This window comes from Glutamicibacter sp. ZJUTW (genome assembly GCF_008370855.1).
GTDB lineage: Bacteria > Actinomycetota > Actinomycetes > Actinomycetales > Micrococcaceae > Glutamicibacter > Glutamicibacter nicotianae.
In genome coordinates this window covers 266,434-290,901 of record NZ_CP043624.1, presented here as the reverse complement: position 1 = coordinate 290,901, position 24,468 = coordinate 266,434, and the positions used below count along the sequence as shown (strand labels likewise).

Annotated in this window: 23 protein-coding genes and 2 riboswitches; of the genes, 8 read left to right on the top strand and 15 right to left on the bottom strand. The window is 61.0% G+C overall.

The annotated features are described in order from the left end of the window. Positions 1 to 16: 16 nt before the first annotated feature. Positions 17 to 688, top strand: coding sequence for an NADPH-dependent F420 reductase (locus F0M17_RS01400; protein WP_149596179.1), 672 nt, complete (start codon positions 17 to 19; stop codon positions 686 to 688). On the opposite strand, the gene F0M17_RS01395 is transcribed toward F0M17_RS01400, so the two are convergent. Together F0M17_RS01395 and F0M17_RS01390 are read right to left on the bottom strand one after the other, a co-directional pair. Further along, the gene (locus F0M17_RS01395) at positions 680 to 2,062 is read right to left on the bottom strand and encodes an FAD-dependent oxidoreductase (protein WP_246857107.1); all 1,383 of its coding nucleotides are present in this window, start codon (positions 2,060 to 2,062) and stop codon (positions 680 to 682) included. The two genes, F0M17_RS01400 and F0M17_RS01395, sit on opposite strands and share 9 nt — an antisense overlap. A gap of 201 nt (positions 2,063 to 2,263) precedes the next feature. Further along, positions 2,264 to 2,611 (bottom strand): zinc ribbon domain-containing protein YjdM, encoded by a 348-nt coding sequence (locus tag F0M17_RS01390; RefSeq protein ID WP_121866008.1) that lies wholly within the window; start codon positions 2,609 to 2,611, stop codon positions 2,264 to 2,266. Between the two features lie 207 nt (positions 2,612 to 2,818). On the opposite strand from F0M17_RS01390, the gene F0M17_RS01385 reads away from it, so the two are divergent. After that, entirely contained in the window at positions 2,819 to 4,012 is a 1,194-nt protein-coding gene (locus F0M17_RS01385; protein WP_149596178.1) for a siderophore-interacting protein, read from the top strand. 70 nt (positions 4,013 to 4,082) lie between these two features. Here F0M17_RS01385 and F0M17_RS17555 read toward each other — a convergent pair whose 3' ends face one another. Then, a complete protein-coding gene (locus F0M17_RS17555) occupies positions 4,083 to 4,274 on the bottom strand; it encodes a hypothetical protein (protein ID WP_210416728.1) in 192 nt (63 codons plus the stop codon). On the opposite strand from F0M17_RS17555, the gene fepB reads away from it, so the two are divergent. From fepB to F0M17_RS01365, 4 genes are all read left to right on the top strand, one after another. Further along, on the top strand, positions 4,234 to 5,259 hold the full coding sequence (gene fepB, locus F0M17_RS01380) for a Fe2+-enterobactin ABC transporter substrate-binding protein (protein WP_246857106.1): 1,026 nt from the start codon (positions 4,234 to 4,236) through the stop codon (positions 5,257 to 5,259). The genes F0M17_RS17555 and fepB overlap by 41 nt on opposite strands. 144 nt (positions 5,260 to 5,403) lie before the next feature. Beyond that, positions 5,404 to 6,111 carry an HNH endonuclease family protein gene (locus F0M17_RS01375; RefSeq protein WP_149596176.1) on the top strand — a complete coding sequence of 236 codons (708 nt, stop codon included), beginning with the start codon at positions 5,404 to 5,406 and terminating at the stop codon, positions 6,109 to 6,111. Between the two features lie 170 nt (positions 6,112 to 6,281). Further along, the gene (locus F0M17_RS01370) at positions 6,282 to 6,494 is read left to right on the top strand and encodes a hypothetical protein (protein ID WP_038991944.1); all 213 of its coding nucleotides are present in this window, start codon (positions 6,282 to 6,284) and stop codon (positions 6,492 to 6,494) included. Positions 6,495 to 6,669: 175 nt separating this feature from the next. After that, on the top strand, positions 6,670 to 8,688 hold the full coding sequence (locus F0M17_RS01365; RefSeq protein WP_149596175.1) for a bifunctional UDP-sugar hydrolase/5'-nucleotidase: 2,019 nt from the start codon (positions 6,670 to 6,672) through the stop codon (positions 8,686 to 8,688). Positions 8,689 to 8,753: 65 nt separating this feature from the next. On the opposite strand, the gene F0M17_RS01360 is transcribed toward F0M17_RS01365, so the two are convergent. From F0M17_RS01360 to F0M17_RS01305, 12 genes are all read right to left on the bottom strand, one after another. Continuing rightward, positions 8,754 to 9,077 (bottom strand): putative quinol monooxygenase, encoded by a 324-nt coding sequence (locus tag F0M17_RS01360; RefSeq protein ID WP_038991945.1) that lies wholly within the window; start codon positions 9,075 to 9,077, stop codon positions 8,754 to 8,756. 4 nt (positions 9,078 to 9,081) lie between these two features. Next, on the bottom strand, positions 9,082 to 9,531 hold the full coding sequence (locus F0M17_RS01355; protein ID WP_246857105.1) for an MmcQ/YjbR family DNA-binding protein: 450 nt from the start codon (positions 9,529 to 9,531) through the stop codon (positions 9,082 to 9,084). Then, a complete protein-coding gene (locus F0M17_RS01350; protein ID WP_073707497.1) occupies positions 9,512 to 9,928 on the bottom strand; it encodes a CoA-binding protein in 417 nt (138 codons plus the stop codon). The genes F0M17_RS01355 and F0M17_RS01350 overlap by 20 nt, the downstream gene beginning before the upstream one ends. Positions 9,929 to 10,031: 103 nt before the next feature. After that, complete coding sequence (locus tag F0M17_RS01345) at positions 10,032 to 11,450, bottom strand: NtaA/DmoA family FMN-dependent monooxygenase (protein WP_149596174.1); 1,419 nt, start codon at positions 11,448 to 11,450, stop codon at positions 10,032 to 10,034. 2 nt (positions 11,451 to 11,452) lie between these two features. Then, the gene (locus F0M17_RS01340; protein WP_149596173.1) at positions 11,453 to 12,694 is read right to left on the bottom strand and encodes an acyl-CoA dehydrogenase family protein; all 1,242 of its coding nucleotides are present in this window, start codon (positions 12,692 to 12,694) and stop codon (positions 11,453 to 11,455) included. A 38-nt stretch (positions 12,695 to 12,732) separates the two neighbouring features. Further along, a complete protein-coding gene (locus tag F0M17_RS01335; protein WP_149596172.1) occupies positions 12,733 to 14,355 on the bottom strand; it encodes an ABC transporter ATP-binding protein in 1,623 nt (540 codons plus the stop codon). Positions 14,356 to 14,383: 28 nt separating this feature from the next. After that, on the bottom strand, positions 14,384 to 15,271 hold the full coding sequence (locus F0M17_RS01330; RefSeq protein WP_084083860.1) for an ABC transporter permease: 888 nt from the start codon (positions 15,269 to 15,271) through the stop codon (positions 14,384 to 14,386). A gap of 14 nt (positions 15,272 to 15,285) precedes the next feature. After that, on the bottom strand, positions 15,286 to 16,242 hold the full coding sequence (locus F0M17_RS01325) for an ABC transporter permease (protein ID WP_013347654.1): 957 nt from the start codon (positions 16,240 to 16,242) through the stop codon (positions 15,286 to 15,288). Between the two features lie 11 nt (positions 16,243 to 16,253). Then, positions 16,254 to 17,885, bottom strand: coding sequence for an ABC transporter substrate-binding protein (locus F0M17_RS01320; protein ID WP_246857104.1), 1,632 nt, complete (start codon positions 17,883 to 17,885; stop codon positions 16,254 to 16,256). A 124-nt stretch (positions 17,886 to 18,009) separates the two neighbouring features. Beyond that, positions 18,010 to 18,101: riboswitch (SAM riboswitch) on the bottom strand. Between the two features lie 294 nt (positions 18,102 to 18,395). Further along, complete coding sequence (locus F0M17_RS01315) at positions 18,396 to 19,307, bottom strand: MetQ/NlpA family ABC transporter substrate-binding protein (RefSeq protein ID WP_149596170.1); 912 nt, start codon at positions 19,305 to 19,307, stop codon at positions 18,396 to 18,398. 29 nt (positions 19,308 to 19,336) lie between these two features. Next, complete coding sequence (locus F0M17_RS01310) at positions 19,337 to 20,032, bottom strand: methionine ABC transporter permease (RefSeq protein WP_073707336.1); 696 nt, start codon at positions 20,030 to 20,032, stop codon at positions 19,337 to 19,339. Continuing rightward, entirely contained in the window at positions 20,029 to 21,048 is a 1,020-nt protein-coding gene (locus F0M17_RS01305; protein ID WP_149596169.1) for a methionine ABC transporter ATP-binding protein, read from the bottom strand. Before F0M17_RS01305 ends, F0M17_RS01310 begins: the two co-directional genes overlap by 4 nt. A gap of 92 nt (positions 21,049 to 21,140) precedes the next feature. Beyond that, positions 21,141 to 21,232, bottom strand: a riboswitch (SAM riboswitch). Positions 21,233 to 21,542: 310 nt separating this feature from the next. On the opposite strand from F0M17_RS01305, the gene F0M17_RS01300 reads away from it, so the two are divergent. Both F0M17_RS01300 and ggt read left to right on the top strand, forming a co-directional pair. After that, entirely contained in the window at positions 21,543 to 22,406 is an 864-nt protein-coding gene (locus F0M17_RS01300) for an SDR family oxidoreductase (protein WP_073707334.1), read from the top strand. A 216-nt stretch (positions 22,407 to 22,622) separates the two neighbouring features. Beyond that, positions 22,623 to 24,446, top strand: a complete 1,824-nt coding sequence (gene ggt / locus F0M17_RS01295) for a gamma-glutamyltransferase (protein ID WP_073707333.1) — start codon at positions 22,623 to 22,625, stop codon at positions 24,444 to 24,446. Positions 24,447 to 24,468: the final 22 nt, after the last annotated feature.

Genomic DNA, 24,468 nt, shown 5'->3' with positions numbered 1-24,468 from the left:
GAACGGATTCGCGAACATGCCTGAAGGAGAGAAAATGGCTCAGCAGACCATCGGCATCCTCGGTGCCGGGAAGATCGGCACGGTCCTTGCCCGCCGCGCGGTGCAAGCCGGCCACAAGGTGCTCATCGCCGGCTCCGGCGACCCCGGCCCCATTGCCCTGACCATCGAGATCCTCACTCCCGGAGCGGTGGCCGTGGATCCGGAAACTGCCGCACGGGATGCCGATATCGCCATCTTGGCGCTGCCGCTGGGCAAGTACCGGAACATTCCGGCGGCCGCACTCGAGGGCAAGCTGGTGATCGATGCGATGAACTACTGGTGGGAAACCGACGGCATCCGCGAGGATCTGAACGATCCTGCGGTGTCCACCAGCACGCTGGTCCAGGACTTCCTGCCAGCCTCGCGGATCGTCAAGGCCTTCAACCACATGGGCTACCACGATCTGGAGGACGAGGCCCGTCCGTCCGGCGTCGAGCGCCGCAAGGCCATCGCGGTGGCCGGGGATCTGCCCGAAGACGTTGAGCAGGTGGCACGGATTGTTGACGAGTTCGGCTTCGACCCGCTGCCCATCGGTTCCCTGGACGAAGGCTTGCGCCTGCAGCCTGGCCAGCCTGCCTTCGGTGCGAACAAGCCGCGCGCGGAGCTCGCCGAGCTGATCAGTTCCGCACAAATCCAGGCCTCAGCCTAGCTGCCCGAGCACCTCGTTCAGCGCCTCGGTGGACGAGGGGTGGGTGAAGATCTGGTCGCGCAGTTCGGCAGCGCCTATGCGCTGCCGCATGGCCAGTGCCACCAAGTTGATGACCTCCTGGGAGTCCACGTGCATCAGCGCCGCGCCGAGGATCCCATCGCTGCGCGCATCAACGACGAACTTGATGATTCCCCGCGGATCACCCACGATCTTGGGGCGCGGCATTGCCGCAATCTCCGCAACCTTCTTCACTGCGATCCTGGTGTCCAGCCCTTGCTGCGCCGCCTGCTTTTCGCTCAAGCCGACGCGTGCCAGTGGCGGGGTGGTGAAGATGGTGTACGGAACGGCCACCCGGTCCTTGGTGCTGCGCGATCCGTCGCCCAGCAGCCGGTTGGCCAGCACCCGATGGTCATCAAGCGAGATATAGGTGAACTGCGGACCGCCATTGGCATCACCCACGGCATAGATGCCCGGAGCGCTGGTGGCCAGGAACTCGTCCACCACGATTTCCCCGCGGGAACCCGTGCGAACCCCGGCGGCTTCCAAGCCCAGGCCGGCAGTATTCGGCACGCGCCCCAGCGCGATCAGCACCGCATCGGACTGCAACCGATGCACCTCGTCCTCGCGTTCATAGCTGACGGTAGCACCGTGCTCGTCCTGGCTGATTGAGCGCACCGAGGCCGAGCTGATGATCTCGGCTCCCGCATCTTCCAAGCATCCCTGGACCTCGGTGGCCACATCCGCATCTTCCTTGGACAGTGCACGGCTTCCGCGATCCAGCACCGTGACCCTTGATCCGAACTGGGCAAACATCGACGCGAACTCGATGCCGACATATCCGCCGCCCACCACGGCCAGGGTCTTGGGCAACGGGGCGTGCTGGATGGTGGTGGAGTCATGCACCCGCCCGCCGATCTGCGCGCCGTCGATTTCCGGGACTGCAGGGAGGGCGCCGGTGTTGATGATGATCGTTTCTGCGCTCAGTTCCAGCTCTTCTGAACCGGCATTGACCTTGATGCTCTTCGGCCCGGTGAATGCAGCCGTGCCGTTGACCACCAGCACCGAGTCCAGCTCGTCAAGCATGGAGAAGTTCTTGGCGCGCATCTTGGCGGTGAGCTTGTCCCGGCGATCGACTGCCGCGTCGAAAATCTGCTGGTCATATCCGCTGCCGTCCCGGTTTTCGGCATCATGGATCAGCGCCTTGGTGGGGACGCAACCGATATTGATGCAGGTGCCGCCGTACATCTGGGAAGACTGCTCGATGATTGCCACGCGCTGGCCTGCCCGGGCCAATGTGCCGGCCAGGGTCTTGCCGCCCTTGCCCCACCCGATGATTATCGCGTCGAGCTTTTCGTCCACGCTTGCTGAATCCACGGCAAACCCCTCGCTGCTGAAACCTTCTTTCCACCACGAGTCTTGTTCCCGCGGGCCGCTTCCGTCAACACTTCACGGATCTTCCCCAGCGGCAGACAGAAGCGCTGGGCATGCCACTTGTGGGAACTGCCATGAGCGTCTGAGTTCGGGATGCTTTCCATCGGAGGATTCTGGGACCTTATGGGACTCCGGATTGGAAAACTAGATCTTCTTGACGATGGAAGACTTCAATTCCATCTGCCCAAAGCCATCGACCTTGGCCGCGATGTCATGGTCGCCTGAACCCTGGACCAATCGGATGCCGCGGACCTTGGTTCCGGCTTTCAACGCGCTTTGCGCACCCTTGACCTTCATGGTCTTGGTGATGCTGACGGTATCGCCGTCCTGCAGCACATTGCCGACAGCATCCTTGATCACCGCTTCGGCGGTTTCGGTGTGTTCGGCCTCGGCATTCCATTCATGCGCGCACTCTGGGCAGACCAGCAGGGCATCCATTGCGTAGGTGTATTCGCTGGAGCATTCAGGGCACGGTGGCAAGGTATCAGACATGGGGCTAATTTTAGTGACCGGATCTGCTCATTGTCGAATGAATCGAATATCGAATAATCCGCGGAAATCCGCGGTAGAAATGGCCAAGGCGCCAGGCGCATGGAGCTTGGCGTTCTGCAGATTAAAATGACTTGTTTTCCATGCCCGATATCCCCCATACTCAGGCATACAGGCGGGTGCTCACACCGGCCGGGTTAGGGGCACACCATGTCTAAGCATCACAAGTACAAGAGCTACGGTCCGCAATACACGGTGACACCTAGGGAAGGGTTCACCCTGGAAGTCCTGGCCCAGGCAGAAAAGGCTGGAGCGAAGGCCGGATACGCGGTGGCCAAGGAGCAGTTATACCGGAATATTGGCGACAACTCGGTGCTCAACGAGCAGCAAACCGACGAACTGCTGGCAGCTGCCGAACGTGCCGGTGCCGCCGCAGCGCTCGCCGCCGCACGCAAAGTCCTGGATAAGACGCTGCGCACCTCTTTCAAGCACTACCACCACCCGCCGGCGCAGGCCTCGCCCGCCACTCTTGCTCCGCCACCCGCAGTCCCTTCGGAAACGCGCAGCTACGCAGAAACCTATGAGGAGCCCCTCGCCAGGCACACCCCTGCCCTGGGATATCAAGAACCGCCAAGGAAAAAGGTTGATCAGCACGTTCTGACGATCACCCGGGTAGAGCGGCTGAATGACCAGATGGTGCGCATCATCGCCGGTGCCCCAGATCTGGATGGCTACCGTTCCAATGGAGCAATCGACGAATATGTCAAAGTCTTTGTCGCTGATCCTACCCTTGGACTCGAGCCTCCCTATGATTTGCGGGCCTTGCGACAACGCCTGCCCCGCGAACATGTTCCACGTTCCAAGTCGTACACGATCCGATGGATCGACGCGCTGGTCCCGGAAATCGCTATCGACTTCGTTGTTCATGGCGAGCCGGGCACCGTTGGCCATTGGGCTGGAACGGTGCAGCCCGGGGCTCCGCTGGTCATTTCGCCATCGCGCAGCAAGTCCTCGCTGTCGCTGAACGCCGACTATAATTTACTGGCAGCGGATGAAGCCGGCATCCCGGCGATCTGCAAGGCTCTGGAAGCATTGCCCGCCGATGCGCACGGCATAGCGCTGCTCGAGGTTGCGGATCAGAACGCAATCTTTGACGTGAAACATCCTCCTGGAGTTGATTTACGCTGGTTGCCGCGCGATGGCATTTCGGCGGGACGCAGCACATTGCTGGCCGATGAGCTCCGTTCCCTGCCGCTGCCTCATCTTCGGATTGGGTTAATCGCTCATGCAGAGCGTTCCGCGGTCAAGGAGATCAGCCACGTTGCCCGGCACTGGCACCTCGACAAGCGTTCCACCCATATCTCCTCATATTGGACCCTCCGTGAAGAGAGGTTGCGCCGCTAAAGACCAGGCTGCATGCGCGCCGGCATCGGCAATGGCTCTTCCGCGGCTCCCCTGCGCAAGAAGCAGCGGTTTACGCAGTCAACGTGATCCGCTTGTTCTTGCGCCAAGGGGCGTGACTGCGGCTGGGGAACATAAAATGGGTTCGGAAAGAGATTTCGAGTAATACATTGCCGTCATATGCCGCCTGGCCAGTTTTTGGCCATCGGCCCAGGAGAACTTTAGTGCGCCCCAGCTTGTCACGAATCGCAGTTGCCTTGTTCATCAGCGCATTAGCCTTCTCCCTTGGCTCGTGCGCGACGACACCTGCCGAGCCAGCGCGGGATACGGACACAGCGGCATTTGACGTCGGGCACTGGCCTCGCACGTTCACGGATTCAATGCAGAACACCGTGAGGATTCCGGCAAAACCTGAACGCATAGTCTCGACCTCGGTAGGGCTTACGGGCTCTCTGCTGGCCCTGGACGCGCCGGTCATTGCCAGCGCGACGGCACCGGAAGGACCAGACGCTGATCGCGACGGCTTCTTCAAGCACTGGGCTGATGTTGCCTCGGCTCGCAAACTCGATCCGCTCTATGAAGTTGGAAAGTTCGATCTGGAAGAAATCGCTGAGCAGAAGCCTGACCTCATCATTGTGGCGGCGACAGGCGCAGACTCCGAATTAGGCAAGATTGGTGCGCTGCGAAAGATTGCACCAGCCATTGTCTTGGACTATGCGGATGAGGATTGGAACGAACTTTCAAAACTGCTGGGGGAAGCCACCGGCACCGAAGACAAGGCACAGCAGAACGCCGCAGCCGTTGCCGAACGGATCTCAACACTGAGAGCGAAGCTGTCAATCCCTCCCGGAACCACCGCCTCGCTCATTTCCTATGCTGCCCGTGGCACCTCTCCGATCGCCAAGGCCGCCGGGCCGTACGCGCAGCTGCTGAGCGGACTCGGCTTCACGATGGTTTCAACGCCAAAGCAGTTCGACACGTCCACGCAGCCAAGGGAGGATTTCAGTTTCGTCAGCTACCAAGACCTGCCAGCGGCGCTCACTGGCGATGCCACCTTCCTGCTGGCGGCGAACAAGAAAACCGCCATGGAGTTTACCGCGGATGAATCATTAGCCCAGCTGCCTTCGGTGCAAAGCGGCTCCGTCTTCCCGCTCAGCGCCCCGCACCTGCTGGATTACTACGCAGCCCAAGAGATCCTGGACTATTTCGAGCACGATTTCCCAGGGCTGAGTTCTTCCGAGCTTGAATAGCAGCAGTCTCTTATGCCTGTGCATTCAAAGTCACGCCACCACACGAAGCAGGCACGGCTAAATCGTCAGCCCCACTGCCTATAGTTCAAGTCAGAGGCATTTTCATGCTCAAGCACCGGCCACTTTTAGGAGTAGTACCACCGCATGCGTTTGCTGCGTCGCACCTTAGCGTTTTTCACCCTCGTATCCACTCTTGTACTCAGTTCGTGCTCTTCACTGGATAGCGCAGAGTTCCCTCCCCTGCCTGATGCGCAAGGCGCACCTGCCCCAAGCACCGCAGTGCAACGTGAGATCTATGCGGAATCCCTCGAACTGCTCGACGAAATTGCTGTGAAGGGCCGCGCGCCGAAAACCGGCTACGACAGAGCAAAGTTCGGCAAGGGGTGGAAAGATCCGGACCGCAATGGATGCGACGCGCGCAACGACATCCTGTCGCGAGATTTGGTGAACGTGACCTATAAGTCGGCCGCTCGACCCTGCGTTGTCCTGAGGGGACGGTTCGATGATCCCTATACGGGCAAGACCATTGAATTCAAGCGTGGCCAAGGCACCAGCACCGCGGTGCAGATCGACCATGTTGTCGCGTTGTCCGATTCCTGGCAAAAGGGAGCGCAGGGCTGGGATGCCGACACCCGACTGGAATTTGCCAACGACCCGTTGAACCTGCTGGCTTCCGATGGGCCGACTAATGCCGCTAAGGGCGACAAGGACGCCGCATCGTGGCTGCCGCCGAACAAGAATTTCCGCTGCGACTATGTCTCGCGGCAGACCCAGGTAAAAGCCAAATACGGAGTTTGGATGACCAAGGCAGAGCACGCCGCGATCGGGAAACTGCTGAATTCCTGCATCTAGCAGCCAAGCAGCTTTGCCTGCATCAATAGCCGGACACAGGATATCCCAAGGTAATATCCACCTTAAGGCCTATCGTAAAGTCGATGGATTTGTGGCAAGATGGATGTTATTCAACACGATAGCGATTATGTTCTGCGATCGTTTGGCCTAATCCTCCACTGCAAAGGCGCATGATGAAGACACGAATTCCCGGAGTCCTCCTGCTGGTTTCCAGCGGATTCATCTTCTCTTTTGCCCTGAACACCGCGCAGCGCGATACGGCCACTGCCTGCTGGGTCGTCTCCACCCTCATGTTCATTGGAGCAGCGATGCTGCTGCTGAAAGCGATTGTTGGCTCCTCCACCGTTACCGCGGGAGACCCTCCGCGAAAGCGTCGGCAATAGCTGCAAACTTCCATTTCCAGAAGCAACCTCTCGGCCTATGGCTGGGAGGTTGCTTCTGTTGAATAACCGCCAGAACTTGTACTTCTGCACCTAAATTTAACGCTAAAGCATCGACATGTTCATTCAGATGCGATAGACATATACCTTGTCACACTCGTCACATTTAGGAGTACCCATGTCTGCATTCAGGCAGATAAGCAAACTCGGTCTCGCCTCGCTGGCGACGATTTCGCTGGCGGCCGGCGGTGCCGCAGCAGCCCAGGCTACGTCCACGCAGAGCCCATCTTCTTCCGCAGCCGCGAATGCCGCAGCAGTCACCGTGGACCTAGTCGGCATCAATGACTTCCACGGTCGCATTTCCGCAGACAGGAGCTCCGCCGGTGCTGCGGTGCTCGCCGGCGCCGTTGATGAACTGCGCGCAGAAAACGAGAACACCCTGTTCGTCTCTGCCGGCGACAACATTGGCGCTTCGACCTTCGCTTCCGCGTCCCAGGATGATGAACCAACCATCGCGGCGCTCGGAGCCGGCGGCCTGGATGTCTCGGCAGTAGGCAACCACGAGTTCGACAAGGGCTTTGCTGATCTGGCTGGACGCGTCATCGACAGCTACGCTGATTCCACCGGTGAAAACGGTGCAGACTTCGCATTGGGCGCCAATGTCTATGAAAAGGGCACCAAGACTCCTGCCCTGCAAGAATTTGCGATCCGTGAAGTCTCCGGCGTTTCCGTGGGCTTCATCGGCACCGTTACCGAGGACATGCCCTCGCTGGTTTCCCCAGCCGGCATTGCCGATCTGGATTTCGGCAGCGAACTGGAAGCAGCGAACCGGGTAGCAGCCCAGCTCTCCGACGGCGATGAAGCGAATGGCGAGGCCGATGTGGTGGTGCTGCTGACCCATAATGGTTCCGCTGGCGACAAGTGCGCTGATATTGCTGCCGAAGACAGCACCTATGGCAAGCTCATCCGCGAAGCCAGCGATGAGATTGACGCGATCTTCTCGGGCCACACCCACCAGTCCTACGATTGCGACATCGCGGACCGCCCAGTGATCCAGTCCCACCAGTACGGCACCACCTTGGGCAAGGTTTCCCTGCAGGTGGATCCCGAAACCGGCGAAGTCACCGAAGCCGACACCGAACGAATCGCCTTGGCCACCGAGGGCGCCGACGGCGAATGGGCGGGCAACTTCGAGGCCAACGCCCAGGTTGCAGAGATCGTCAGCAACGCTGAAGCCGAAGCCGAAGTGGTCGGCAGCGTGAAGATCGGCGCCATTTCCGAAGACATCCTGCGCGGCGGCGAAGAACCAGGCTCAGACCGTGGAGTCGAATCCACCCTGGGCAACACCGTAGCCGACATCCACCTGTGGGCCACCTCGAACGACGACTTTGCCGGCGAACCAGCCGAGATCGCGTTCATGAACCCGGGCGGCCTGCGTGCCGACCTGCTCTACGGCGAAGACGGCACCGTGTCCTACAAGGACGCGGCCGAAGTCCAGCCATTCGCCAACACCCTGATCACCTTCAACCTCACCGGAGCGCAGATCCGCGAGGCGCTGGAGCAGCAGTGGCAGCCGGCTGGCTCGGAGCGCTCCAAGCTGCATCTGGGCATTTCCGAGGGACTGTCCTACACCTACGTTGAGGAAGCCGCCCAGGGCGAGCACATCAAGGACATCACCTTCAACGGCGAGCCGCTGGACGAGGAAGCAACCTTCCGGGTCGCGGCCAACGCCTTCCTGGCGACCGGTGGCGATAACTTCATCGCCTTCGCAGACGGCACCGATCACGCCGACTCCGGCCAGATCGATTTGGACGCCACCGTGAACTACTTCAAGGCGCACGACGTCGTCGAGCCGGCTCCCCTGGGCCGCGCGGTCCTGCTCGAAGAGGAAGAGCCAACTCAGTCGCCGGTTCCTTCGGATGACCCGACCGAGGATCCAACCGAGCCAACCGCTTCGCCGGAACCATCTGAAGATGCGACCGACGAGCCAACCAGTTCGCCAGAGCCAACTGGGGATGCAAGCGAATCCCCAGATGCTTCTGACGAGCCAAAGAAGGACTCCCCGGATCAAAACACCGATGATCTGGCCGACACCGGCTTCAACGCCAGCTGGATCGGCATCATCGCCGGTGTAGTTGTCCTGGCCGGCATCGCCTTGATTCTGGTACGCCGCTTCGGCAACAAGGCCGGCCGCTAAGGTCCACAGGCAAAGGCAAAGGGAAGAACCGCTGAGGTTCTTCCCTTTGCCTTTATCCCGGTAAATTAATCGATGACCAATTCGCCCATGGAATCCCAGCCCTCGCCATCCACCTTGCGGGAGACGATCTTCGGGGTGGAGACCAAGTGTGGCCGCATGGATTCAAGACCTGCAGCGAAGTGCGCCGAGTTCACATGTGCCGCAGCGGCCTCGTCATCACGGAAGGCCTCGACCAGCACGAATTCGTTGGGGTCTTCGACACTCACGGACCAGTCGAAGAAGATGTTGCCTTCCTCGGCGCGGGTAGCCGCGGTGAATTCAGCGACCTGATCCATGAAGGTCGGGGTTGATTCTGGCTTTACCTGGTATTTAACAACGATGAAGTACATGCCTCTATTCTATGCTCCCCTTGTTAATTGTGCCTTGCAGGCGGATGTATTCTTTGTCCCTCCGGGGCATGCCGTCGACCACCAGATCATAGGAATCCTCGATGAGTTCACGCATCAGGTTCGGGTCGAGTCCAGCACGCACGGAATTCCAGTGCTTCTTGTTCATGTGATAGCCCGGGGTGATCTGCGGATGCTCGCTGCGTTGCTGGTCAGCAAGGGCAGGCTCGCATTTCAGGTTCAGCACCAATTCACCATTCAGGTGCATGATCAGCCCGAACATCTTGCCTTTGCCAGGATCCCTGCCCGCCACCTTGAATACGGTGCTCTCAGGGCCAAAAGGATAATCGGCATAAGCGCACGGCATGCTCAGGCACAGCTGCGCCCACGCATTTTCCAGTTCATCTTGAGCAGCTGATATCGCCATCAAAGCCTCGCTATCGGAATGGGTACTCAATCTTAGGGCAGGTATCCATCACCACGTCCAATCCCGCGTCCCTGGCCCGCTGGGCAGCGGCTTCGTCGATCACGCCGAGCTGCAGCCACACCGCTTTGGCGCCCACGGCGATCGCCTGGTCAACGATGTCCCCCACCTTAGAGGAGTTCACGAAGCAATCCACCACATCGATGGGTTCCGGGATATCAGCAAGCTTCGTGAATCCCGGTTCGCCCATCACGGTTTCCCCGCTCAATGACACAGGAAAAATCTTCATCGACAGCTCGTCGCGCAGGAACCGTGCGATGGAAGGAGCCACGCGAACGGGATTATTGGTCAGGCCGACAACGGCCCAGCGTCCCGGTGTGCTCAACAGCCTGCGGATCGTCTCTGGATCATTTACGTGATGGGTGCCCATGCACGACACCATACCGCGTTGCCGGCGATTCAGCTTCCGGGCATCAAAGAAAGACCAGTGGCTCGGACCCATCCATGCCACTGGCCTTTCAAGCTTGCGGAATTCAGTGCTGCAGCTGCGCTGCTTTCTGGGTGGATGCTGCGCTGTTCTGCGTGAACGCTCCGCGGTATTGGGCCGCCGGATGATTTTCCGGAAGCTTGTCCCCGCGGCCGAACACCTTCTGCCGCAGGCTCCCCGGCGTGTACCCGGCTTGCGCCAGGCCGCGGCGACGCAGCTCCGGAAGGACGCCTTCGATGAAGTTGTCATAGGATCCGGGCAGTACGTGGTTCATGATGTTCAACCCATCAATCCCCGCGTCCTGCCATTGTTCCAGCTCATCAACGATCTGTTCCGGAGTGCCGACGATCTGCTGCGCCTTGGCGCGGTAGTGCGCCAGGTCGCGAAGGGTTGGGTTGCGTCCCGGGGTCGAGGCAAGCGCCGCTTCCAGCACGCCTTGGGCGCCTTCGGTCTTCACATCCCCCAGCGGGGTATCCAGATCCAGTCCACCCAGATCCACTCCGATGCCTCCGCCGATGTGGGCGATGATGGCGTGCGGATCCAGGTACTGGTCGTATTCAGCTTCAAGGGCCTTGGCTTCAGCTTCCGTGGAACCGACCACGAAGGACAGTCCGGCGAAGACCTTGATGTCTTCGCGGGTGCGGCCAGCGGCCTGCAGGTTGCTGGTCAACTGCGCATTCTTCTTCGCCACATACTGCGGGTGCGGGGCGAACAGGAACGTCGCCTCCGCATGCGTCGCGGCGAATTGGGAACCGCGTGGCGAGGAGCCTGCCTGGAATAGGAACGGGGTGCGCTGTGCGCTGGGCAGAGCCAGATGCGGACCATCGATGGAGTACAGCTCGCCACGATGGTTGATCTTATTGACCCGAGCAGGGTCGGCGAAGATGCCCGACTCCTTGTCGGCCAGCAGCGCGTCGTCCTCCCAGGACCCTTCCCACAGCTTGTAGGCCGCTTCCACATATTCCTCGGCCCAGGCGTAGCGGTCATCGTGCGCGACCAGGCTCGCACCGCCGAAATTGCGGTGCGAGTTCTCCAGCACGCTGGTGACGATGTTCCACGCCACGCGGCCCTGCGACAGGTGATCCAAGGTGGAGATCTGCCGCGCAAACTGGAATGGGTGGGATTGGATAACCGAGCTGGTCATCGCCAGGCCAATATCCTTGGTGGTAGCGGCCAGCGCGGAGAGCAGAACCATCGGGTCGTGGCTGGGCACCTGCATGCCCTTGCGCACGTGGGAGGCCCAGCCGCCTTCGTGGTCGCCGTAGAGGCCCACCACGTCGGCGAAGAACAAGTTGTCGAACTTGGCGTCTTCCAGCTTCTTCGCCAGGTCCACCCACAGATCCAGCTCGTTGAACTTGTGCTGCTGCGCCTCAGGGTGGCGCCACATGCCGCCGAGGATGTGGCTTGAGGTGTTCATGAGGAAGGCCGACAGCAGGAAGCGCGGCCGGGATTCGAAGGTTCCCATGGCTACTTGGCTCCCTTGGCTTCGCCGATCGAGTGCAAACCCGTCGGGATGGTTCCGTTGATGAAGTAATCGCCCACCGAACGCGCCTTGAAGGCCACTGGATTGTGGGTGGCGACGGTGCGCGCGTTGCGCCAGAAACGGTCCAGCGACTTCGAGGTGGATACCGCTGAGGCGCCGGTGACGTCGAAGAGTTCGCTGGTGGCATCCAAGACCAGCTTCGGTGCGGCCACGTGCGCCTGTTGCACGGCAAGCTCGGCGCGCAGGAAGGCTTCCTCCGCGTTCAAGCCGAGGCTCGGTTCCAGTGCTGCGTCCAGGTCGCGGGCCGCCGACACCACAATTGATTCTGCGGCGAATACGTTCGAGGCAAGGCGTCCTACGAGCTCTTGGATCTGCGGGTCGTCCTTGAACAGCGCGCCGGAGCCGGTGTTGAAGGTACGGGTGCGGGTCGCCACGATTCGGGCGGCTTCGTTCCGGGCTGCTTTGCCGATGCCAACCAGTACCGAGAGCAGGCAGAGCTGGAAGAACGCCGGCTCCAGGGTGGAAGCCACCTTGCGCTGGATGATGTTCTGCTCGTCCACCGCGACGTCGGTGAAGATCGCGGTGCCGGTGCCGGTCAGCGGCTGGCCGAATCCGTCCCAGTCGTCCAGGATTTCGACGCCTTTGGCGTGGCGTTCGACTACCGCGTACTGCCGCCCCTCAACGCCTTCGGTGGTGGCCATGACGACAACCCAGTCCGCGAAGATCGATCCGGTGGTGTAGTACTTCTCGCCGCGCAGCACCCACCCGGCGTCCGTCTTGACGAGTTTGGTGTTGGTGCTGCCCAGGGCGTTGCCGCCGCGCTCGGTGGCGGCATTGCCGAAGATTTCCCCCGCAAGCACCCGCGGGAACCAGCGGTCCTGGAACTCCTGAGGCTGCAGGGCAATGGTTTCCACGAACGAGAAGTGGCTGCGCAGCAAGTGGGCTACGTTGGAGTCGGCTGCCGCCAGCTCGATAAGCAGGCGGAACAGGTGCTCATGGCTAATCGGCGAGCCACCGTGGCTGGCTGGCACGCGCAAGGTGGTGAATCCTGCGTCCTTGAGCCACTGCACCTGTTCGAAAGGCAGGATGCGCTGCTGTTCGCGTTCGGTGGCGCCCTGCGCGATACGGGCAAATACCTGGCTGAAGTGTGCCAAAAGTTCTTGGTAAGCGGCTTCGGTGTGCTGCTGGGCGGAAGGACGGAATGTTGCCAAGGCTTCAGTGCTCATGGATGCTCCTAGTAGATTTTGGAATTGGTGTGAAATGGCTAGGCGGTACGCGAATCGGCCAATTCGCGAAGTACCTTGCCGGGATTCGCCGCAAGCAGGGTCCTGGTGTACTCATGCTGGGGATTGGAATAGATTTCATCGACGGTTCCCGACTCGACAATTTGCCCACGGCACATCACGCCAACGCGGTGGCTGATCCGTTCCACCACATGCAGATCATGGGAAATGAACAGGTAGGTCAGTTGTTCTTCGCGCTGCAACTGGTCGAGCAACTCAAGTATTTGTTCCTGGGTGAGTACATCAAGTGCGCTCAATGCTTCATCGAGGACGAGAATTTTGGCACCGCTTGCCAGAGCCCGGGCAATGGCGACGCGTTGGCGTTGTCCCCCGGAAAGCTCTCCTGGGCGTCTTCCGACCAGCTGTTCTGGCAGATTCACCTGATCCATCAACTGCGCGACTCGCTGGGCACGCCAAGCGGAATCACCCAGACGGTAGTTGACCATTGGTTCATCGATGATCGAGCCGATCGACTGTCGCGGGTCCAGGGCAGAGTCGGGGTTCTGATAGACCAGTTGCGCGTCCCTCCACAGGTCATAGCGCTGCTTGCCGCTGATGTTGGCAACTTCTCTGCCGTTGACCAGCACCGATCCTTCGGTGGCTGGATGCATTCCCATGATGATTTTTGCTGTTGTGGATTTTCCGGAACCGGATTCGCCTACCAGCGAGAACGTGGTGCCTCGCTGCACTTCGAAACTGACGTCGGAAAGAACCTGGTGCTCGTTGCGGCCTTTGCCGAAGACCTTGCCGAGTCCCTCCACTGTGATCGCGATGTCGTCTGAGGTTGAAGGTTGCTGCCGGTCCTGATGCGCATAGGCCTGGTCGAGCAGTGCCTTGGTGTACGGTTCAGTGCTCTGTGCAACCAGCGCCGGAACGCTGCGATCTTCGAGGAGCCTCCCCGAATTCATGACCAGTACCCGGTCTGCGATGTCAGTCGCAACAGCCAGATCGTGAGTTACGAAGAGTACAGTGGTTCCCTTCTTCCGAGCCAGCGAAACGAAAACTTCCAAAACTGTGCGCTGGACGGTGACGTCCAAGGCGCTGGTGGGTTCATCCGCAATGAGCAGTTGAGGATTCAACGCGAAGGCGATGGCAATCAATACACGTTGCTTCAGCCCGCCAGAAAGCTCGTGCGGAAATTGATCCAGCCGGCTTTCCGCCCGGTCGATGCCAACGCTCTGCATCAGTTCGATTGCCTTAGAGCGCCACTGGGCCTTTGGAACTGAGCGTGACGGATGCAAACGGAATACTTCGATGATCTGGGAGCCAATGGTCTTCACGGGATCCAGCGAGGCGCCCGGATCCTGCGGGACTAAGCCGATTCCGGCACCACGAATGGCACGCCAGTCGGACAAAGAAAGATTGGTGACTTCAGTACCGCCGAAACGCACGCTTCCCTGGACCTCAGTCCCCTGTGGCAATAGGCCAATCAGGGTCTTGGTCAGCGTTGATTTGCCCGAGCCGGATTCACCGACAATGGCAACGATTTGTCCCGCTGGAATTTCCAAGTTGATGCTGTCAGCAGCTACGGTGCCTTGGGCATACTGGACTGTTAAGTCCTCTATGCGGATCACCGCAGAAGAAGCGTTGCTGGTTGCGTTCATGGTCTTGTCCGTTCATCGAAGTGTAGAGCTAGAAGCGGAATGCCTTGTTGATGGCACGTCCCAGTACGGCTGTCAGCATGACCGCCGACACGATGACCAATCCCGGCAATGTCGTCAGCCACCAAGCCACCGAAAGGTACTGGCGGCCTTCGGAAATCAGCAGTCCCCATTCAGGGGTTGGCGGTGGCGACCCGAAGCCGAGGAACCCTAAACCGGAGATCGCAAGAATTGCAGCACCCAGATCCACAGCTAGCAAGGACAGCACCGGACCGACGATATGCGGGATGATGTGCCGACGCAGCACCGTGAAGTACTTCCCGCCACTCATTAACGCTGCCTGCACGAAATCTCGAGAGCGGACCCTCAGCACCTCTGTGCGCACGAGGCGTGCGAATGCCGCGATCGAGGCGATGCCTACACCCAGGCCCAAGGACAGCGGTCCAGGTTCAGTCGCGGTGACCAGAATCAGCGCAATGAGGAAGGCCGGAACTGCCAGGACAATATCGACAAATCGCATTGCCACGGTATCTGCGAAACGTCCAGCAGTGCCCGCCAGCAGACCGAGGATCGAGCCGACAACGCTTCCAACCAAGCACGCCAGGCCCGCGGTCAGCAGGGTCTGGCGCGTTCCGTAGACAACTCGGCTGTAGATGTCACGCCCCAGATGGTCGGTTCCGAACAGGTGTTCCGCGGATGGCGCTAGCAGCTTGTCAGCCGGCACACCAGTAATCGGGTCGTGGCCCGTAAAGAGCGATGGAAGAAAAGCCCACGCCACAAATACGGCCAGCGGAATGAGAACCCACCAAGCGGCAAACCAGCGTGCTGCTGGATTTCCTATTTTGGTTGCAGTCTTGGTTGAAGCTAGCGGCTGGTCAGCAGTGTCCACCGATCCAACGTGTTCGGTTATGAGACTCATTAGTCCTACTTTCCTTACGCAACAAGCGAGCGGGTTGCGCCGCTTGTTGACGTGACGATGCGTGGATCGAGCTGCGGGTGGATGAGATCAACGAGCAAGTTGACTGCGGTGAAAACGACTGCGGTCAGCAGCACCAATCCCTGGACCAGTGGAATGTCCTGCGCCGTCACTGACTGCAAGATCAGCTGGCCTAATCCCGCGCGGGAAAACACGGTCTCGGTGATGACGGAACCAGCGAGCAAGGCACCAATGGTGATACCGGCAATGGATAGCGCGGCCGGGGCCGCGTTCTTCAAGGTGTGCCGGTAGAAGATCCATGCTTCGCTTGCGCCTTTGGCGCGCAAAACTTCAATAAACGGTTGCCTATTCACTTCCTGCACGCTCTTGATCAGGACCTGGGCAATCGGAGCGCTCAGGTGCACGGCCAGCACGAAGATTGGCACCGCCAACGACATGAACGATCCATCCGGGAACAGCGACATCACGCCGAGCTGCACGGCCAACAGCTGCAAGAGCAGCAGACCCAACCAGAAAACAGGTATCGAAACCATCAAAGGTGGCAGGTTCAGCAGCGCCTTGCGCAACTTCCCGCCTCTGGCCAGGCTCGCAGCCGACGCGATAATCAGGGCGAATACCACTGAAAGAACGAATGCACTGCCAGCCAGAATCAAGGTTGATCCAGCGACTTCCCCGATGCGCGTTGCCACTTCCGAACCATTGGATAACGAATATCCAAGATCCCCGCGAAGCAACCCGAGCAACTGCGAGAAGTACTGCACGAAGAGCGGCTGGTCGTATCCGTAGTATGCCTTCATCTGGGCAATGGTGGCCGGATCCGCCGCCGAGTCAGTGCTCAGGAAGATCGTGACCGGGTCATTCGGCAAGGATTGCACGGCAATGAAAACCGCTGTGTAGGCAAGCCAGATGACCAGAAGCGCCTGTCCCAGTCGTTTTACGATGTAAGTGCCCATGGATTTGGTTCCTAGCCTTCGCTCTTCCAAGCACCTTGGAAGATGGGCGCGGTACCGGAAGTGAACTCGACGTTCGCCGAGCTATTGGCGCCATAGACCTGGACTTCGTCCCAAAGAACCAGCGTCAGGGCCTTGTCCAGCACCAGGGCACGCTGTTCTTCTTCGACCAGCTTCAGGTGTTCCTCATCGGTGGTCGCCGACTGCTCTTTGGTGAAAAGCTTGTTCAGTTCAGGATCAGCGCGAAGGGTCTGGTTGTTGTTCGCAGGTGCATAGACCGGGCCCAGTCCGCCGTACGCAAACTGGCGAGTTCCGAAGAACTCCACCTTGTCGTCGACAAGTGCGTTGGTCAGGAAAGTATTGTCCGCCGCGCGGTTGATCAGCTGGACGCCGATCTCGCGCCATTGCTGCTCAATCAGTTCGAACGCTGGCTTGATGACTACGGAGTTATTGGAGGTGGAAACCGTGACTTCCAACTTTTTCCCGTCCTTCTCCCGAATGCCATCTGTGCCCGGATTCCATCCGGCCTCGTCCAATAACTGCTTGGCCTTTTCCGGGTTATAAGCCAATTCTGCTGACAGGTCTACAAACCCTGGTGCCTTGTGGTTGAGGATCGATCCCGAAATGACATAGCTATCCGAGAGAACGGTGTCTTTGATGGCCTGGCGGTCGATTGCAACCTGCAGTGCCTGGCGGACTTTGACGTCTTCCAGCTTTCCCGAGCCAATGCGCACGGCCGCGTGGTTGGTGGTCAGGTCCACCCCTTCGGCGGCATAAACCTTGCCGCCGCTGGAGGCCAGCACCTGTTCGTCTACCGGCTGCAATCCTCGGACGAGATCCACCTGCCCGGACTGGGCGGCGCCGGCACGGCTAGCGACCTCTGGAAGGTACTTGATAACCAGGGTATCCAGGTAGGCATCGCCCTGGTTCGGGGCAGTTTCTGGCGCCCAGGCGTAGTCATCCCGGCTGCTGAAAACGACTTCTTCATCAGGCTTTTCCGATTCGAAGACGAATGGGCCGGAACCAACTATCTTGGAGATCGAAGACTGCGCGGCATTGTCCAGTTCAAGGGTCTTCGGGGACACCAAACCAGCAGTTACGGAGGAAGTCGACCTGAGGAAATTGGCATCTGGTCGCTTGAGCGTTACCTTGACCTTGTTGCCCCCTACGACTTCTGCCGACTTATAGGCGGCAAAATCAACGTTTGGCGCAATCTGGGCAGACTTGATTCCCTTTCCAAGGGCGTCCAGGTTCAGCTTCACAGCCTCAGCATCCAGCTTGGAGCCGTCTGAGAAAGTGACACCGTCGCGAATGGTGAAAGTGAACTCCGTCTGGTCCTCATTGGCTTCGAACTCGCTGGCGATCCAGCCAACCAGTTTGCCGGCTTCCACGTCATAGTAGGTCAGGCGATCAAGCACTGAGTTCAGAACATTCGCCTTCTCATAGAAGCGTGCTGCCTGAGTCTGCCAATTGTTGATAGGGGTGACTTCAGCGAAGGTGAAGGTGCCACCTTCAACCGGCGTCCCTGGATCGGCTACCGCCTGCGCTGCGCCCGTCTTATTGGCGTTGCCGCCGCACGCGGTGAGCGATAAGCCCAGAACGGCAAGAATCGCAGTGGTCTTCAGTCCAAAATGTGCTGTACGCATGATTTCAAATGTCCTCTCGGTTGGTGACCCGAGGATTACGCCTAGATTCCCTGTACGTTCTGCCATGATTCGTGGGACTACTCTTGGCGAGTTTCTCCCGGCAGACTGTCGTGAAAATTAGCAATCTCCATCGGTCCCGGCCTTAGCACCGCTCCCGTTTACGGGTGGTTGCTGCGACTTCAACGAGCCAGGTCTCTCGGTCGCTCTGGATGGGGTGTGCGGCTGTACCGGCCGAACAATTCAAGTCTGCAACCCGTGAATTCAGCAGACAAGCGTTACGTAAGACAGGGGTCATGAAGTCACACAACGCATTCTGAAATGCCCGATGTTCGTAATATTGGGCGTAATGCTCTGTCACAAGTCCAAGGATTAAGCACCTTGACAGGAAATCCTTGACGCTGCTGGCCTCGGCGGAGACAATGCGTCATCAGGAGCGCGAAGCGGCCCGGCTCCTGTCGGTGCCGGGCCGCTTCGCGCACGCCGAAACGTGCGGCGCAATGGGGGTTGCCGTCAGGAACCGGAGACCGGGGTGAGCACTCCCTGGACCAGCGGATCCTCGGTCGTGGCCAGGTACTCCTGCAGCCGCGGATCGGAAAATGCTTCCACCAGCTTCTGCGCATCGGCGCTCTTGGCATACTCCGCGCCCATGATCAGGCGGGAGGCAAAGGTCTTGGGCGGCTCGGGGAACAAGATCCCCTGGTCGCGGTCGACCTTGCCCGCATCGAACTGGGAGACGTAGCCGATCGCCACGCCGACGTCGTCGAGCATGCGCGGCATCGCCAGCAGGTCGGCTTCCTTCAGCTCGAAGCCCCGGGGGTTATCAACCACATCGGAGATCTTCGCGGTGCGCGGTTCGATGTCCGGGTCCAGGCCGAGCAGACCCTCGCGTTGCAGCAGCCACAGCGCCTGGCCCTGGTTGGCCACGTCGTTGGGCAGCAGCAGCGAGGCGCCGCGCGGGATGTCCTCGACCGAGTCGTAATGGTTCGAGTAGAGCCCGAAACCCCACTGGAAGAGCTCCACCGTGGGTTCCAGCTCGACTCCGGCAGCCTCGGCGGACTGCTCCATGTACCACTGGTGCTCGAAAATGGTGGCATCGAATTGGCCGCTGGCCACCGCCTGGTTGGCCTGGATCGGATCCTGCAGCCCGACCTTCTCGATTTCGATGCCGTAGTCAGGCGCGATCTGGCGCGCCACGAAATCCAGGATCTTCTCCTCCCCGGCCATGGCCGGTTCGAAGTGGACCGTGAACTTCGTCTGGCTTCCGGCGGCCGAGGCGGCGGCAGGGGCGGAGCGCTGCTGGCCCAGCAGCACGCCGAGGATGAGGGCGGCCACGGCCGCGAGGGCGGCGATGGTCCAGGGAAGGGCATTGCGGTTCTTGCGCAGCGTGAAGCCGTGGTCGTGCCCGGTGTGCGATGTAGTCATGGTCTCGCTCGTTCGTTCGTCGATGGTGTTCAGGGACGCGCCAGGGCGCGGGCGATGCGGTCGCCGAGGAATTGGACAATTTGCACGGTCAGGATCAGCACCACGATGGTCGCCAGCATGACATTCATGTCGAAGCGCTGGTAGCCGTAGGTCACGGCGAGATAGCCGATGCCCCCGGCCCCGATGGTCCCGGCGATGGCCGAGTACTCGATCATCGAGATGGTGTTCAGCGTGATGGCCGAGGCCAGGGCCGGCAGCGCCTCGCGGATCTGGGTGGTGCCGATGATCTGCGCGGCCGAACCGCCGGTCACCAGCCCTACGGCCAGGTTGTGCCTCGGCAGGTCGTTCAGCGCGTTCTGCACCAGCCGGGCGAAGAACGGGATGCCGGCAATGGTCATGGGCACGGCAGCCGCGGCAATGCCGATGGTGGTGCCGGTGACCCATTTGGTGAAGGGGATGATCGCTGCCATCAGCACCAGGAACGGCAGGGAGCGTCCCATGTTGGCGATCCAGCTGAGCACCGCATGCAGGCGCGCCCGCGGGAAGAGCCCCTGTCGATCGGTGTTGTACAGCGCGATGCCCATCAGTCCTCCGAGGCTGATGACCAGGGCCATGACGATTCCGACCATGGCCCAGGTCTGGCCGTAGGCCGGCAGCATCAACTCGGGCAATTGCTGCCACGGAGTGTCGGTGCCCACCGCTGCGCTTTCAAAGGGGATTCTCATGCGTTGGCCTCCACCAGTTCGCGATTGTTGCGGGCCAGGCTGCCCGGGTCGGCCTGCAGGCCCCACCCGTCCAGCAACCGGACCAGGTCCTGAGGGCTCGTGCCCCGCACGCCCAAGCGCACGCGGCCCAAGGTCCCCTCGTGGTGCGCCTCGACGGCACCGCCAAGCAGGGCCACCGCGATCCCGTGCTCGATGCCCAGCCGGGAGATCCAGCCGGGATCGACCCGGTCTTTGCGGTAGGCCACCGTCACGGCATAGTCGAAGCCTGCCGGCAGGTCCTCGGCCCGCAGCGGCAGCAGCTTCTCCCCGGTCGCCGAGCCTGGGGAGGCCACCAGCTCATGCAGGGCTCCGTGCTCGGCAATGCGCCTGCCGGCCAGCTGGGCGACCTCGTCGGCCACATGCCGCACCACATCCATCTCATGGGTGATCAGGATGATGGACAAGCCCAGATCGCTGCGCAGCGAATCCAGCAGCCCCAGCACCTGGTGCGTGGATTCGGGATCCAGGCCCGAGGTGGCTTCGTCGGAGAGCAGCAGCCGTGGCCGCAGGGCCAGGGCCCGGGCGATGCCGACGCGCTGCCGCTGGCCGCCGGAGAGCTGCCCGAGATAGGCGTTCGCCTTCTCCAGCAGCCCGACCCGGTCCAGCAGCTGGGCCACCCGCTGCTGCATTTCGTGGTGGACCACCCCGAGGTTCCGCAGCGGAAGGGCCACGTTCTCGGCGACGCTCAGCCGGCTCAGCAGGGCCGAGTTCTGGAAGATCGTGCCGATGGCGCGGCGTTCAGCGCGCAAGGCCCTGCCAGAGAGCGCGCCGAGATCCTTGCCGTCAACGAGGATCTGCCCGCTGCTGGGCTTCTCCAGCAGCGAGATGCAATGGGACAGGGTCGATTTGCCTGCCCCGGAAGGGCCGACCACTGCGGTGATCGAGCCTTCCGGCACCGACAGGTCGATCCCCTTGAGCACCTCGATGCGCCCCTGAGCGGTGTCATAGTGCTTGTGCAGGTCCTTGATCTCGATCATGCTGCGTGCTCCTTGGATGTTGCACCGGGAAGGACTGCCCAGGGCCGAGGCTGTGCCGGCTCGTAGCCAGGCGTGGCCCGGTGGCAGCCACTGCTCCATCGGTCCTGGCGGTAGCACCGTCCCGTGGTTCGGGTGGTTGCTGCGACGTCAACGAGCCAGGTCTCTCGGTCGCTCTGGATGGGTTGCCCGGCCTTGGAGGCCAGGTGTTCCCAGCATGCGTTCCCTGGCCGGACCAAGCCAAGAGTTGCGCAACACTGCGACATCACGTCATTTCCGATCCGGCACTGCGGGCCGTCGGCATCATCTTCGGCGTCATGATTCGTCTCATTGCCGTTCATATGACTTTCCAAGTCGGAAGTGCTCCGGCGGATTTGCGCTCGGCCGGAGCCTTCCCCGGCAACCGCCGGCCGCTGATGCCGCGGCCCGGCCCGGCATCGGGAATACTCGATGCCGGCCTACGGTTGGAATCACCGACTGCTTTTGAAAGGACTGCCATGAAGATCGCAATTACCGGAGCCACCGGACAACTCGGAGGACTCGTCATCGATGCGCTGCTGGAGCGCGGGGCCGATCCCGCGCAGCTGATTGCCATCGGCCGTTCGGAGGAAAAGCTGGCCCCGCTGGCAGGCAAGGGCTTGGAAACCCGCGTTGCCGATTACAACGTCCAGCCAGATCTGGTTTCTGCGCTTGAAGGCGTCGACAAGCTGCTGCTGATCTCCTCCAGCGAAGTGGGCCAGCGCGTTGCCCAGCATGAGAACATCATCAACGCCGCCAAGCAGGTGGACGTCTCGCTGATCGCCTACACGTCCATTGCCAACGCGATGACCGGCGGCATGGAGCTCGCCGAGGAGCACATCGCCACCGAGCGATTGCTGGCCGGATCCGGCATCGGGTACGTGCTGCTGCGCAACGGCTGGTACATCGAGAACTACACCGACCAGCTCATGGGCTACCTCAATAGCGGCGTAATCCTCGGTGCCGCGGGCGAGGGCAAGATCAGCGCTGCCGCCCGGGCCGATTTCGCGGAGGCAGCCGCCGCGGTGCTGCTGTCCGATGAAGAGCAGAACGGCAAGATCTACGAGTTGGGCAGCGACAAGCCATTCACCCTCAACCAGCTTGCTGGCGCTGTCGGCGCCGCCGCTGGCCAGGACGTCGCCTACCAGGAAGTGGATCCCGAGCAGCTGGAAAAGATCTACGCTGATGCCGGAGTCCCAGGACCCTTCGCGCACATCCTCGTCGATACCGACGTGCGCATTCGCGAAGGAGCACTGGAGGTTAGCACCGGTGACCTGGCCAAGCTGATCGGCCGCGCTCCAGCGTCCTTGGGCAAGGTCATCAAGGACAACCTGGACAAGTAGCACCGATCATCGAGGGTCCAGCGGGCAGGCACTCGCGGCAGTCGCTGCCGCGGTGCCTGCCCTGCAGCATTTAAGCTTCATAACCGCGAATATTCGCGCGACAAGGGTGCAATTTAACGCCCAGATAGATTGTGCTGCGTGTCACAAGCTCGCTGGGAGGTTCCGCTCCCGTAAATTTGCGCATACTTCATCCCCACCTGAAGAGGAGATCAAAGTATGCCACGAGCACGTTTGAGGCCAGTTGCCTGCGCTGCAGCCATCGCCTTGGGCCTGGGAGCTTTCTCGGCTGTCCCGGCGAGCGCGGATCCACGCCACACCGAAAAAGTCCCGACTGCCATTGGAACCGGAGGCGCGGTGTCTTCGGTGGACCCGGAGGCCACCGCCGCCGGCATCGAAGTCCTGCGCAAGGGAGGCAACGCCGTGGATGCGGCCGTGGCCACCGCGGCGGCACTCGGCGTCACCGAACCCTACAGCGCCGGCATTGGCGGTGGCGGATACTTCCTCTACTACGATGCGCAATCGGGAAAGGTCAGCACGATCGATGGTCGCGAAACCGCCCCGGCAGGCATTGCCAAAGATGCATTCATCGATCCTGAAACCGGCGAACCGTACAACTTCACCCCGGAACTGGTTACCAGCGGCGTGGCAGTCGGCGTGCCCGGAACCTTGGCCACATGGCAACGCGCCCTGGACAATTGGGGTTCGCAGAACCTGAAGCAGGTCCTGCGGCCGGCAACCAAAATCGCTTCCCGCGGCTTTGCCATTGATGAGACGTTCCGCGAGCAGACCTTGGACAACAAGGAACGGTTCGCCGCGTTCCCTGCCACGAGCGAATTGTTCTTGCCCGGCGGGGATGCTCCCCAAGTCGGGACCATCTTCAAGAATCCGGATCTGGCGGACACCTACCGGATGCTGGCCAAGCAAGGCCTCGACGGGTTCTATGCAGGCGACTTGGCCGCCGAGATCGCCCACACGGTGCAGGCACCGCCAAAGAGCGAAGACACCACCCTCCCGGTTCCCGCGGGGCAGTTGTCCACCGCCGATCTGGCCGGCTACAAAGTGGTTGAGCAGGAACCCACGCAAGTGGATTACCGGGGCTACGATGTCTTCGGCATGGCTCCATCTTCCAGCGGAGGAACCACCATCGGCGAATCGCTGAACATCCTGGGCCAGTTCGACGTGGCGGCCATGGACGAAGCCGATGCGTTGCACCATTATTTCGAGGCAACTGCTCTTGCCTACGCTGATCGCGGCAAGTTCGTCGGCGACCCGGCTTTCGCCGATGTTCCGACCCAGACCCTGACCGATAAGCTGTTCGGTGCGGATCGGGCGTGCGCCATCAATCCGGACCAGGCCGCGGCCAAGCCGGTCGCTCCGGGCGATATCGAGAACCATGATGGCCAGTGCCCTGCTGCCACCAGCGAGCCGGTTGAAGAGCGGGACACGGAAAACATCTCCACCACCCACCTGTCGGTGGTGGATCGCTGGGGCAACGTCGTTTCCTACACGTTGACCATCGAGCAGACCGGCGGCTCGGGCATGGTGGTTCCCGGCCGCGGATTCCTGCTGAACAATGAGCTGACCGATTTCTCCACGGTCTACGATCCGCAGGATCCGAACCGTATCGAGCCTGGCAAGCGCCCGCGCTCCTCGATGGCGCCCACCATTGTCCTGCAGGAGGGCGAACCGGTGCTGGCCATCGGTTCCCCGGGCGGTTCAACCATCATCACCACGGTGCTGCAGACCCTGGTGAACCGCATCGACTTGGGCATGAGCATCAGCGAAGCCATCGCCGCGCCGCGGGCATCTCAGCGCAATACGGCCGCGGTCACCGCCGAACCCGAGTTCATCGAATCCTATGGCCCTGCGCTTGAGGCCTTTGGCCACAAGCTCACGCCTGCTGGCGATTCCTTCACCCCGCAGGCTGAAATCGGTGCCGTTGAAGCGGTGGAAATCGCAGCCGATGGCACGCTCACCGCGGCGGCCGAGCCCACCAGGCGCGGCGGCGGTTCGGCCATGGTGCTGGAGCCAACCGAGTAGGCGTGCAGAAAAACGGCGGCCT

Coding starts and splice junctions, on each gene's coding strand:
- F0M17_RS01400 (WP_149596179.1), top strand. CDS start 17: ATGCCTGAAGGAGAGAAAATGGCTCAGCAGACCATCGGCATCCTCGGT.
- F0M17_RS01390 (WP_121866008.1), bottom strand. CDS start 2,611: ATGTCTGATACCTTGCCACCGTGCCCTGAATGCTCCAGCGAATACACC.
- F0M17_RS01385 (WP_149596178.1), top strand. CDS start 2,819: ATGTCTAAGCATCACAAGTACAAGAGCTACGGTCCGCAATACACGGTG.
- F0M17_RS17555 (WP_210416728.1), bottom strand. CDS start 4,274: ATGAACAAGGCAACTGCGATTCGTGACAAGCTGGGGCGCACTAAAGTT.
- F0M17_RS01375 (WP_149596176.1), top strand. CDS start 5,404: ATGCGTTTGCTGCGTCGCACCTTAGCGTTTTTCACCCTCGTATCCACT.
- F0M17_RS01370 (WP_038991944.1), top strand. CDS start 6,282: ATGATGAAGACACGAATTCCCGGAGTCCTCCTGCTGGTTTCCAGCGGA.
- F0M17_RS01365 (WP_149596175.1), top strand. CDS start 6,670: ATGTCTGCATTCAGGCAGATAAGCAAACTCGGTCTCGCCTCGCTGGCG.
- F0M17_RS01360 (WP_038991945.1), bottom strand. CDS start 9,077: ATGTACTTCATCGTTGTTAAATACCAGGTAAAGCCAGAATCAACCCCG.
- F0M17_RS01350 (WP_073707497.1), bottom strand. CDS start 9,928: ATGGGCACCCATCACGTAAATGATCCAGAGACGATCCGCAGGCTGTTG.
- F0M17_RS01345 (WP_149596174.1), bottom strand. CDS start 11,450: ATGGGAACCTTCGAATCCCGGCCGCGCTTCCTGCTGTCGGCCTTCCTC.
- F0M17_RS01340 (WP_149596173.1), bottom strand. CDS start 12,694: ATGAGCACTGAAGCCTTGGCAACATTCCGTCCTTCCGCCCAGCAGCAC.
- F0M17_RS01335 (WP_149596172.1), bottom strand. CDS start 14,355: ATGAACGCAACCAGCAACGCTTCTTCTGCGGTGATCCGCATAGAGGAC.
- F0M17_RS01330 (WP_084083860.1), bottom strand. CDS start 15,271: ATGAGTCTCATAACCGAACACGTTGGATCGGTGGACACTGCTGACCAG.
- F0M17_RS01325 (WP_013347654.1), bottom strand. CDS start 16,242: ATGGGCACTTACATCGTAAAACGACTGGGACAGGCGCTTCTGGTCATC.
- F0M17_RS01320 (WP_246857104.1), bottom strand. CDS start 17,885: ATGCGTACAGCACATTTTGGACTGAAGACCACTGCGATTCTTGCCGTT.
- F0M17_RS01315 (WP_149596170.1), bottom strand. CDS start 19,307: ATGACTACATCGCACACCGGGCACGACCACGGCTTCACGCTGCGCAAG.
- F0M17_RS01310 (WP_073707336.1), bottom strand. CDS start 20,032: ATGAGAATCCCCTTTGAAAGCGCAGCGGTGGGCACCGACACTCCGTGG.
- F0M17_RS01305 (WP_149596169.1), bottom strand. CDS start 21,048: ATGATCGAGATCAAGGACCTGCACAAGCACTATGACACCGCTCAGGGG.
- F0M17_RS01300 (WP_073707334.1), top strand. CDS start 21,543: ATGAAGATCGCAATTACCGGAGCCACCGGACAACTCGGAGGACTCGTC.
- ggt (WP_073707333.1), top strand. CDS start 22,623: ATGCCACGAGCACGTTTGAGGCCAGTTGCCTGCGCTGCAGCCATCGCC.